Below are 11,540 nucleotides of genomic sequence, written 5' to 3' on the forward strand. Positions count from 1 at the left end.
GAATTCTAATTTGGTCTTTTTTGTGCATTCACAACAAAGAGAGGAGGAACCTATGGCTATTTTACAACTGCCGTACAATTTGTCTGCGCTATTCAATTTCAATGAACCAGACACAAATGAGGGGTCGATGGAATCTTCGGATGAAGATTTTTTCGACCTTTTTGATTTTCTGCCAGAAAATACGGTGACTACCAATTATCTGGCCAAAGGAGGGGACCGGATCCAGTCACTGCTCCGGATCAAAACCCGCCGGACTTATTCCATGAATGACTTTTTCAAATTATTTTCCAGAGACCAATTCTGGAAAAAGAGCAACAGCCGAAAAGATTTCACGGAATATCTGATCAAGACCTACTGGAAAAAGGTGATTAATCCTTTTGTAAATACCCTTTACAAAGACTTTCTGGCCGGTCAGATCACAGAACAGGAGATTTCTGAGAAACTGCAGGAGATTCTGGGATTTAGCATTTCTCTATCGCAATGCCATGATGAGCAGGTAGAGAGGCTGGTTGCAGCAACCGGTATGCCCACAGACTGTATTTTCCGGATAACCGCATTTGAAAATGAATATTTTCTGATCTTTGGGAAACTAAAGGCAAGGAACAGAAACCGTCAAATTTGGCTGACCGCCGATAGACGAAAATGTACTTTATGGGATTCCTATTATCTTGCAAAGCTGGCAGTTATAGAGCGCATCCGAATTGAATACCAGCACTACATTCACTCCATTGAATCAAAGGATAATGATCTGGTCTATCTGTCCATTTTAAATGAGATAGATAATGGATTCCATGTTTGCGGGAGAGTATGTCCTGTATATGCCTATGAAAAAGAACAGGTTTTGTACCCAGAAGTCATGAAGTTTTTGGACAAACTGAAAATTCCTGTAAAACTGCGAATACCAGGCCAGAGCGCAAGCGGAATTCTGTTTAGCTTTTCACTCCTGCAACAGGTATTACCGATCTTAAAACAGTATTCCATCAGCAAAGTAGATTTTCTGTACTATGCAACAATTCCAGAGGGATACCTCATTATCATAAAAGCCCTGATGGAACAGCACAAAATGCAGGAAGCAGATGCGCGCTATCATCGAAATAACACAGAGGTCGCCAATGCATTTATGACCAAAAAAAATATTCCACCAAAACATCAGGATTACATGAAAGAGAGCAGTTTCTTAAATGTTTACCGCTATATAGAGGTAGATGAAGACTGTGATCTGGATAAAATGCGAGAACTGGAAAAAGAATTTCTCGCTCTGGGAGATATTTTGGGAAAGCATCCCTATGATGCTTCCATTCGTTTCCGCAAGCTTGGACGTCACCATGCTTCCGGCCTTTATTCCCCGGCCTACCAGTGCGTATGCATTGATGTCCGCTCCCCCAGCAGCTATGTCCATGAATTTCTGCACATGTACGATCATTTTCACGGAATGCTGAGCGAAGGCTATGATTTTAAAGAGGTCCGGCTTCAGTATGAATCCTGCCTGCAGGAGTATCTTTCGGACTGTGAAGATCCGGATTTAAAAGCACGGCTGAATGGAAACAGCAAATACAACCTGGATTACTATTTCGTCCCAACGGAAGTGTTTGCCCGCTGCGGAGAACTGTATTTTACGCGTTTTCGTGGTGTAGATAATTCTCTGCTGAAATTTGAAAGAGGATTTGACTATCCGGAAAACGAAAAATTATTGGAGCTGATCAAAAAATATTATGATCAGCATTTTTTAACGGAGGAGATACCATCATGAAGAAATTTTTTATCAAGGACCTGGCCAGCATGGTCGAAAAGGAGATTGCAACGGAGTTTTTACTTCGGAATGTCAAATTGTCTATTGCAGATGGCCGGCGCTGGCAGGACCTTACACTTAGTGATAAGAGTGGTATTGTATACGGAAAATGCTGGTCCGAACATATTTCGGATAAAACTGATAACTATGTTGGAAAAATTGTCCGTGTTATCGGAAAAGTTGAGCTTTTCCGGGAGCAGTGTACGCTTCGGATTGTCCGAATCACTCCGGCTGAAACATACGATCCGGCAGATTTTCGTGTTACTTTGTCCAGCTACGATGTAGAACAAAGTATCACCCTCTTAAAAAAACTCCTCGATGAAATTGAGGATCCCAGATTGTATAGTCTATGCTGCGCCGTATTCGGTATAGGAACTGCCAGATACGAACGTTTTCTGGAATCCCCATTGACCGAAGAGGCCACACATCCATACTTTGGCGGTTTTTTAAAGCATACCATCAATGTTGCAAGCCTGGCTGATATGGCGCTTACGATCTGCGAAGGCAGCCCAAATGAAGTGATCCGGCCGGATCCATCACTGGTCATTGCCGGTGCGCTTCTTCACGCAAGCGGCGTGCTTTCCCAGCTCACACTCGGCGCTGCGGAAGGCATCCTCACAGAACGGGCCCGCCTTTTGGCTTCTTCCACGGATGCGGTTTTAATGGCCGTCTGTACAAACAGCCGGTTAGAACAGGAGAAACGGGTTACGGATATGTCCGCACTTTTGCATATCCTGGAAGCTGCCAATGGAATGACACCACCTAAAACCAAGGAAGCAGTTATTGTCACCAACGCAGCACGGATGAGCAAAGAGCTGAATTCTATCGATCAGATCTTTTTCGAGTCTGACCGTATGCATCCGGCCGATAAGACCAGGAAAGCTTTCTGCGACTATCTGGGCTATGACGTCTTTCGAGGAGGAGAGGAATGTTTGAAAAACTGATTTTAAATCCATATGTGAAAAATGCTCTGAAGCAATACATGGACAAAGGACAAAAAAATGCTCAGCATTTGATTTTGTCAGGCCTTCAGGGTACTGGAAAGCGGACTTGTGCAGATATCCTGGCACACTTTCTCCTGGACATCAGACTTGATAAGCCGCTCCATTCCTGCGCAGATTTTTTCTGTCTGGACTGTGACCAGGCGAGCATCAAATTGTCTGATACAGAGGACTTGAAAGATTTTATTTCCTATTCCAGTACTGTGCGCCGCGTTGTTTTGATTGATAATGCGAATCAGATGACGTCAAACGTGGCCAACAGCCTGCTAAAAGAGTTGGAAGACGGGCAATGTGTATTCATTTTTATAGCACACAAGCCTTTGATTCGCACGGTATGCAGCCGGTGCTTTGAAATCTGTTTTCTTCCAGTAAATGAAGATGATATGGCACAGTTTTTTATGGAACAGGGGGATTTTGTATCATTAGAGGTGGTTACAGCCTCTAATGGCTGTCCCGGACTATTCCGACAGCTAAATGCTGATGACGCTTTCATATCTATGACCGCCAGAATGATAAAAGCACTGAACCAACAAAAGCATGCGGATCTTCTGTCAACCTTCGGTCTCCTGAAAGAAAAAGACGAATATGCTTTGGAGGCATTTTCACCGGCCGCCCGTCTGGCAATCGTGAGGCTTTTGGAAGCCATCTATGCAGATCAATACCTGCATAAACTTGTTGGAAACGTATTACTCCCGTATATGACGGAACTGCCTGTTTCCGCTACCCAGGCTTATCAGATTTCTAAACAGGCACGCAATATCCGGGCAAAAAAGCTACTTTACACAAAACATGATTTTCTGGAACTCCTGTTCCAGATGATGAAAGAGGGGGAATTATGACTCTTTATACCAAGATACGCCCAAAAACCTTCGATGAAGTAAAGGGGCAGGAATTTATTGTAAATAATCTGAGAATGCAGTCAATTCGCGACAAATTCTTTCAGGTAATTGTCCTGGCCGGGCAGTACGGGGCCGGGAAGACAACACTTGCCAGGATCGTGGCCGCGGCAGCAAACTGTAAAAACAAAGATAAAAATGGAAACCCTTGCGGTACCTGTGATGGCTGTAGATCTGTAGCTAATGGATCGGTTGATTTTCTGGAAATCGACGGTGCCAGTAACACCGGAGTTGATCATGTAAGGGACCTGACTGACTGGCTGCACGAACGCCCACTCGGAAAACGGAAAATCGTTATCATCGATGAGGTACACATGCTTTCCCGGCAGGCTTTCAATGCCCTTTTAAAAACATTGGAGGAACCACCAGCTTATGCATTGATCATCCTTTGTACAACAGAAGCCGACCGGATCCCGGCAACCATCCGGTCGCGATCTGCCTGCTATACCATCACGCAGATTCCAGAAGCTATCATCTGTGAACATCTTCTTAAAGTTGCAGCAGAATTTCAAATCGGTATCCAGCCGGAAGCTGCAGAACTAATTGCTTCCTATTCTGGTGGCGCGATGCGAAATGCCTTAAAACTGCTGGAACAGCTATCAAATGGAGAAGATGAAATCACGGCTGATATCGTGCGATCTGTTCTTGGAATATCTGAAAAAGAAGAGCTGGTCCGAATTATTCAGGCAATGCTTTCTGGAAATTATACAGACCTTCTGGATTCTTTAAATTCCATCGCCAAAAGTGGAAAATCTCTACTGACCCTTACGGAAGAGCTCTTAAATGAATCCACATCCTTGCTGCTGGCCAAAACAGGGCAGCCCTCATCCGCTTCAGCTATCGCAGAAAACTATACACTAGAACGGCTTTGCGAACTGTCTGCTAAACTAAACTGGCTGAATGATGAACTAAAAAATGCTGCCAGCAGCGGAATAGCAGCCTATATTCATGCGACAAAAGATCTGAACACTGGTGAATCAGGTCTTGCTGGAAAATTAAACTCATTGGAAGATCAGGTGTCCAAGCTGTCTGCCGAACTAAAGTCCATAAAATCCGGCAGATTTCCCAAACCAGTCGATACGGCTCTGGAAGCAAAGACCAATATCCCGATAACTTCCAATAGCTCTGCTCAGTCCGACTTACCAGAGGAGAGTGCACCTGTTTTAAACACTCCTTCCACAACCTCAGAAGTTGCGCAAACAGAAACTACAGATTTTGATGCACTTTTTGGTGACTGGGGCTTTGACTCCTTTGATAATACGGACGAACCCGGATTTTTTGAAAGTGCAGAGGACGCTGCCCCTCTTTTTCAGGAAACAGCAGCAGTTTCTGAAACTTCCGCGGCCCTTTCTGCGGGAGAACTTGCACAAATAAGTTTGTCCGAGAGAATCAGCAATGACCCAGTTATAAAGGAAAAACTTCTTTCCGCTGAATGGATCACACAGGAAGAGGACCTTTTACTTAAGGTGCTTCCGGAATACAAAGAAGAAATCCTATTATTTATTGCTGCAAGTGGTATAAAAAACATCACAATCTGCTAAACACATAAGGGCTGTAAACTATTGGTTTACGGTCCTTATTTCTATATCTGGGGATTGCTTCTTTCTTTGAACATGATACACTGAAAGAAAATAAAAAGACTGGAGACCCATTATGGATTTTAAAGATAAGGTTGTCGTTGTGACTGGTGGTGCACATGGAATTGGAAAAGCTATTGCCGATTCCTTCCAAAAAGAAGGCGCCACGGTAGAAATCATAGATATCGCGCCCGGAAATCATTTTGTCGGAGATATTAGCAAAAAAGAGGTTTTGGAAGAATTTGCTGCCAGCGTCATTCAAAAACATGGACATGCAGATTACCTGATCAACAATGCACTACCCCTGATGAAGGGTATCAGGGACTGTTCCTACGAAGAGTTTCAATACGCCCTGGAGGTCGGAGTGACTGCACCATTTTATCTTTCCAAATTGTTTTCTAATCACTTTACCAATGGCTCTGCAATCATCAATATATCATCCTCCCGGGATCGTATGAGCCAGCCACAAACTGAAAGCTATACCGCTGCAAAAGGTGGAATTTCTTCGCTTACTCATGCACTGGCAATCAGTTTTTCTGGGAAAGTACGGGTAAATTCTATCTCTCCCGGCTGGATTGATACGGATTACCGCATCTACGATGGTGCTCATGCCACCCAGCAGCCAGCCGGACGTGTGGGAAATCCGATGGATATCGCCAATATGGTCTTATTCCTGTGTTCAGAAAAAGCCGGGTTTATTACCGGAGAAAATATCTGCATTGATGGCGGTATGACAAGACAAATGATTTACCATGGCGATCATGGGTGGATTTACAATGTTTCAAACGAATAGAGCAAACAATTTGCAATCCCCTTCCAGTTTCATTTGTCTTGCGATAAATCCATTCTTTCGGTATAATATAAGCTAGGGTTTATCTTTTAGGAGCGTAAATAATGGAAAGAGATTCAGAGTTATTAAATAAAAAGAAAACTGTTCAGATTTCGGTAACAGATAAAGATGGAAAAGAGCACCCCATTGATGTTGAAACTGAGATGGTACCTGTTGATCATGAGATCAGTTATAAAACTGAAAATGAGTGGTGGTCAAAAGACCCTGAAACAGGAAAAGTATATGCACCAATTCCCGAACATTATGCCCTGCACTTTCAGGAACTTCAAGCTCGTAAGGAGTCTGGCCCACCTTTGACAGAAGATGAAAATCGTATATATGAGGCTCTCAAGGTAGTTCTTCAGGAGCTGCCGGTTTTTGCCGCCGATAACGCATACAACACACAGCCTGATGCATCTTCGCTAGAGTCCGTAGAGCATGAAACTAAAAAAAGAACCAACCGAACAAGAAAAAAAGACTATGTCGATACTTCATTAACAAAGCACATTTCCCTGATTATTGATCAGGAATATGAATCCGGCTTAAGTCTACGGAAAAGTGGAAATGCTTATTTAAAGCCCCTGGTTTCGACAGACGGACTTAATTATAATCCCGATACAGGAAAACTCTCTTTCGCAGGATTACCTGCGTCAGAGGCAACGTTGGAAGAAATTAACCGTGGTAAAGTTGTGGAGATTGGAGAATTCGATCTGCCCTTATTAAAATTATTTTATAGTATCATCCTTTCTGATTTTAGAGAGAGTTTCTCTACAAACCACGAAGTAAACGAAAGTTTTGCCATCTATCTGCCAGACTTAGCAGAACTCATGGGAAAAGGCCGTAATATAAGTGCTGAAGATACAATATTACTTCGCAATAAAGTCGGAGCATTCCAAACTCTCTACGGAGTTATTCGTGATCCCAAATATCCAAAACGAATCGGATCTGCTTTACCACTCCTGGTTTCACTGGGTTATGACGACACCACGAACACAATACGTTTTTCCTCACCTTATATGTTGCGCTTAATACAAACACTGTATGATGTAACAGTACGCCGATCAAAACTCCGATTGAATAAGATGAATGAACCTGAAAAGTTCTTAATATCAGAGCATGCTGATATCATCAATACCTCAATAACCAAGGAAAGAAATAAACGCTCCGTGGAAATTGTGTTTGCGATTGTAACAATGATTGAACAATCTAAAGATGAAAATGTGTTCATCTCTGTTCAGGAAATTTTTGATCGCTCTCCTCAATTAGCAGAAGCTCTAAAAAATACGATCCGTACATCAAACAAAAACACATTATTAAAACGTGCTTTTTCAAAAGCTTATGAACTACTGGAAAAACAGACCACATTGAAAGAGCGTTATCCTAATATGGTTTTCTCTGAAGAATTTTTAGGGATTCCGACTGTAAGCACTTTAAAAGATATGCAACTGCATTTTATCAAGAAAAAATAATTTAAACCGAGAGCGTACTGTTCTCGGTTTTCTATTATATGGTAATTATATAGCGCTAATCGGATAACTGTGAATATTTTTTTGGAAGATATGTTAAATGGGCAACTGCGGTTGCTTTTTCGGAGAACTGCAGCCACTAACCGGTTTTGATTCAACTGCAGTTACTTTTCGGGGAACTGTGGTAACTGACAGGCTTCGGCTCAACTGCAGTTACTTTTCGGGGAACTGCGGTAACTGACAAACTCCGGCTTAATGCAGCCACTTTTCGGGGAACTGCGGTAACTGACAAACTCCGGCTTAATGCAGCCACTTTTCGGGGAACTGCGGTAACTGACAGACTCCGGCTTAATGCAGCCACTTTTCGGGGAACTGCGGTAACTGACAAACTCTGGCTTAATGCAGCCACTTTTCGGGGAACTGCGGTAACTGACAGACTCCGACTTAATGCAGCCACTTTTCGGGGAACTGCGGTAACTGACAGACTCCAGCTTAATGCAGCCACTTTTCGGGGAACTGCGGTAACTGACAAACTCCGGCTTAATGCAGCCACTTTTCGGGGAACTGCGGTAACTGGCCGTCCCGTGCCCAGATGCAGTCATTTTTCGGGGAACTGCGGTAACTGACAGACTCCAGCTTAATGCAGCCACTTTTCGGGGAACTGCGGTAACTGGCCGTCCCGTGCCCAGATGCAGTTGTTTTTCGGTACTCTGCAGTAGTTTTTTCGGAAACTGCAGCTGCTTTTTCGGTAAACTGCGGTGGCTTTTTCGGAAGCTGCAGCTGCTTTTTCGGTAAACTGCGGTAGCCTTTTTCGGAGAACTGCGGTAACCTTTTCGGAGAACTGCGGTAACCTTTTCGGAGAACTGCGGTAACTTTTTCGGGGAACCGCGGTAACTTTTTCGGGGAACTGCGGTAGTTTTTTCGGAGAACTGCGGTATTTTTTTCGGGGAACTGCGGTAACTTTTTCGGAGAACTGCGGTAACTTTTTCGGGGAACTGCGGTAACTTTTTTCGGGGAACTGCGGTAACTTTTTCGGGGAAAACCCTTATTTTACACCATTTTCTGAATTTTTTGATCTTATTTTCTCTTTTTTTATTCTCATTAATACACTTCAAAAAACGGGCCTTTATTACCCTTTTTTCCACACTTTGGCAATATTCCAAATTTTTTATAATCCGTTTATAATTAACATTATATTGTGAGGAAGGAGGGTGGATCCAGAGTGAAACGTTTTGCGAATGTAAGCATTCCATCCATAAAGAAAATCATTCATACTTCATTCGAGAAGCAGCTGTTAAAAAGCTGCTCTGTTCGGCTATTCATTCTGATCCATTTCTATGCCAATGCAAATACCGGCATCACTTCACCACTCGATCTGGAAGATCTGGCACAAGCACTTGATTGTAACATCAAAACTGTTCGCAGCAATATTCTCCGGTTGGAGTCCTGCGGCTTTTTTGATGTATCTATGGATCCGGTCACAGAAGAGTATAGCTTTACAATCCATGACTACACCAAAATGTATAATCCTATCGGTCTTGGCGGTGGTTATATCCAGTGTACATATGATTTGCTTGATCAGCTCCTGCAGATCAAATCCATTAATGAGCTACGAGTGATCCTTATGCTTCTTTGTGAAGCGATCACCACTGAACTTCAGAGTTCTGCAAAGCTGGCCGTGGCCAAACTCACATTTAAAGAATTACTTGCCGGTTTACCCAAATATGTAAAACCAGGTGTGGTAAAGCAGATTTTAGATCATGCCAACTCCTTCAAAACCATTTTTAAGGAAGAGTACACCAGGAAAAAGCGTTATATCGCTGCAAAGCTCAATGATTGTTTTAATGGAGCCACTACCAAAAATCAGGTCCGTCAGGCTGCCTACTCCAAAATCGTTTCTTTTACCACTGAAATGGATGATGTTATCCGCATCTTTAACAGTTCCTTGTTTGAAGGCAAGTTAAAAGAGAGAATACAGTATGAGGAGATCCTGAAAACAGAATATGATATCGCATTCGATCAGACAACCACCCTGGATGCTGATCATCTACTTCCAACCTATGGTTTTGAAGAAACTCAGTATCATGATCTTACCATCATGGCACAGGATTACGAGATTGATACGGTACTGGATGCACTGCACCTTTTCTATAACCGTTATATCCTCACAAAACTCTATGATGCAAAGAAAGGGCCTGGCTCGCTCGTTCGATCCATCATAAGGAAATTGATCCAAAATCCACAAATTGCATAAGCTTCGCTTCACCGGCATCCGCTAGGATGCCTATTTCTCGTTCCATTCTGTATTTTCATACCCGTTTTCTGGATGATTTTTTTCCTATTCATTGCTTTTCAATGTGTATTTCTTTCAGCAATATCTAAATTTCCAGGTTGGTTATCCACAATTTTCTTTGTCTGGGTCAGAAAAAAATCACCTTTTTTATAAAAAAACATTCTTTTCATTAGAAAATCATCTTTTTTAAAATAAAAACTGCATTTTCTTTTAAAAATCGGCTGATCCAAAAATAAATGCCTGAAATAGAACCTTTGACGGCAGGAAATTGCTCTCATTTTTACATGTCTTTTATGTCTTTAAATTTTTTTATGTTTTTTAACTCTTTTAAATAAAGCGCGTTCCGCGACCGGCCCCCTTACGGGGAGAGTGATTGTGAAAAGGAAATAAATCTCCAAATGAATCTTATTTCATCTATATCAGGGCGTGTGAAAAAATGAGAAATCATTTTTTACACGCTCTTTTAGACTAAAAAATTATAAACGAAGTAGTCTCTAAAAGCGCATTTCCCCCTTACCCCATAAATTTGTTGATTTTCAAATCTATGCAGCTGATTTTATTTTCATCTGTTTGTTGTGGAATTTATAAAGATTGTGTCCCAGTGAAACAAGGTATACTTCAAGTTGAACGGTTTTTATCCCTCTTCGCACAATCCGTTTATACCAGCGGTCATTTTTTATAATACCAAAAGTACCTTCTGCCTGGATGGAACGGTTCATTCTAAGCAGCGCACCCTGGATACTCTCAAGGTTTTGAATCACTTCCTGATGCATCTTTGTTAGTTCCTGATTGACACGCACGGTACGGTTTCCTTCTCCCTTTTTACATTTTTCTGCGTAAGGACATCCACTGCAGTCTTCGCACTGATAGATTTCCTCTTCCCGTCCATATGCGTTTCCTTTTATTGCCTTACGGTACTGCAAATGGAATCCCTTTCCGTTAGGGCACCACATTTTTCCATCTCTGTCAATCTTGAAATTAACTGCCCGGAATGGGTCTTCATGATAGTTTCTGTCGGTGGTTTCTTTCTTAAACATTGGAAATTTCATATATTTTTCCAGCCCATTCTGTTCACAGAAAATATAGTTATTATACGAGCCGTAACCGGCATCCGCTACCGGATATTTGGGGTAGAATCCATAAATATCATGGAACTTATTCATGAGGGGGATGAAACAGTCCATATCTGAACGATATTGGTTCATATCAACAACCGCTATATACTCATCCGCCACACCGACCTGGACATTATACGCCGGGAGCAGTTGGTCATTTCCCATATAGTCCTTTTTGATTCGCATGAAAGTAGCGGAATGATCAGTCTTGGAATAGCTATTGCGTCCATCTCCACAGATTTGGATCTTTTCTACATATTCATTCAGCTTTGACAGATATTCCTGAAGTTTTTCATAATGGCGCTGCTGGACTGACTTTCGATGTCCTTTCCCAGCGACAAACGTTGTTTCATCCAACTGCCAGATTTCTACGTATTTCGATGCGGCTTCCTTTAAGTATTCTGGCGAGTATTCCGTATTAATACTAAACTTTATCCCCGTGTATTGAAGCTCAAGATTAATTTCCTGAAACAGGGAAGTGATCTTCTCAAACAGGTGGTATCTGGATTTTTCAGTCGCTTTCTTCCATACCCAGGAATACTTGTTTGCGTTGGCTTCAAACTTAGAACCGTCA

General features: G+C 42.3%; 9 protein-coding genes. 7 read left to right on the forward strand and 2 right to left on the reverse strand.

All coding sequences use genetic code 11. The annotated features are described in order from the left end of the window. The first annotated feature begins 52 nt into the window (after positions 1 to 52). The 6 genes from WMO41_RS10000 (at position 53) to WMO41_RS10025 (ending at position 7,561) form a co-directional block, all read left to right on the forward strand. Positions 53 to 1,750 (forward strand): hypothetical protein, encoded by a 1,698-nt coding sequence (locus WMO41_RS10000; protein ID WP_349229618.1) that lies wholly within the window; start codon positions 53 to 55, stop codon positions 1,748 to 1,750. Then, the gene (locus WMO41_RS10005) at positions 1,747 to 2,733 is read left to right on the forward strand and encodes a hypothetical protein (RefSeq protein ID WP_349229619.1); all 987 of its coding nucleotides are present in this window, start codon (positions 1,747 to 1,749) and stop codon (positions 2,731 to 2,733) included. Before WMO41_RS10000 ends, WMO41_RS10005 begins: the two co-directional genes overlap by 4 nt. Next, the gene (locus WMO41_RS10010; protein WP_349229620.1) at positions 2,718 to 3,629 is read left to right on the forward strand and encodes a DNA polymerase III delta subunit-related protein; all 912 of its coding nucleotides are present in this window, start codon (positions 2,718 to 2,720) and stop codon (positions 3,627 to 3,629) included. The genes WMO41_RS10005 and WMO41_RS10010 overlap by 16 nt, the downstream gene beginning before the upstream one ends. Further along, the gene (gene dnaX, locus WMO41_RS10015) at positions 3,626 to 5,227 is read left to right on the forward strand and encodes a DNA polymerase III subunit gamma/tau (RefSeq protein ID WP_349229621.1); all 1,602 of its coding nucleotides are present in this window, start codon (positions 3,626 to 3,628) and stop codon (positions 5,225 to 5,227) included. The genes WMO41_RS10010 and dnaX overlap by 4 nt, the downstream gene beginning before the upstream one ends. A gap of 112 nt (positions 5,228 to 5,339) precedes the next feature. Next, complete coding sequence (locus WMO41_RS10020; protein WP_349229622.1) at positions 5,340 to 6,056, forward strand: SDR family oxidoreductase; 717 nt, start codon at positions 5,340 to 5,342, stop codon at positions 6,054 to 6,056. Positions 6,057 to 6,157: 101 nt separating this feature from the next. After that, a complete protein-coding gene (locus WMO41_RS10025) occupies positions 6,158 to 7,561 on the forward strand; it encodes a hypothetical protein (protein WP_349229623.1) in 1,404 nt (467 codons plus the stop codon). A gap of 200 nt (positions 7,562 to 7,761) precedes the next feature. Here the strand turns inward: WMO41_RS10025 and WMO41_RS10030 are convergent, their stop codons facing one another. Continuing rightward, entirely contained in the window at positions 7,762 to 8,160 is a 399-nt protein-coding gene (locus tag WMO41_RS10030; RefSeq protein WP_349229624.1) for a hypothetical protein, read from the reverse strand. A gap of 620 nt (positions 8,161 to 8,780) precedes the next feature. On the opposite strand from WMO41_RS10030, the gene WMO41_RS10035 reads away from it, so the two are divergent. Beyond that, positions 8,781 to 9,812 (forward strand): hypothetical protein, encoded by a 1,032-nt coding sequence (locus WMO41_RS10035; RefSeq protein ID WP_349229625.1) that lies wholly within the window; start codon positions 8,781 to 8,783, stop codon positions 9,810 to 9,812. 581 nt (positions 9,813 to 10,393) lie between these two features. Here the strand turns inward: WMO41_RS10035 and WMO41_RS10040 are convergent. After that, positions 10,394 to 11,540: transposase (locus tag WMO41_RS10040; RefSeq protein WP_349229626.1), on the reverse strand; the 1,147-nt coding region annotated here is incomplete at its 5' end.

Source organism: Ventrimonas faecis (genome assembly GCF_040096075.1).
GTDB classification, from domain to species: Bacteria; Bacillota; Clostridia; order Lachnospirales; family Lachnospiraceae; genus Brotaphodocola; species Brotaphodocola faecis.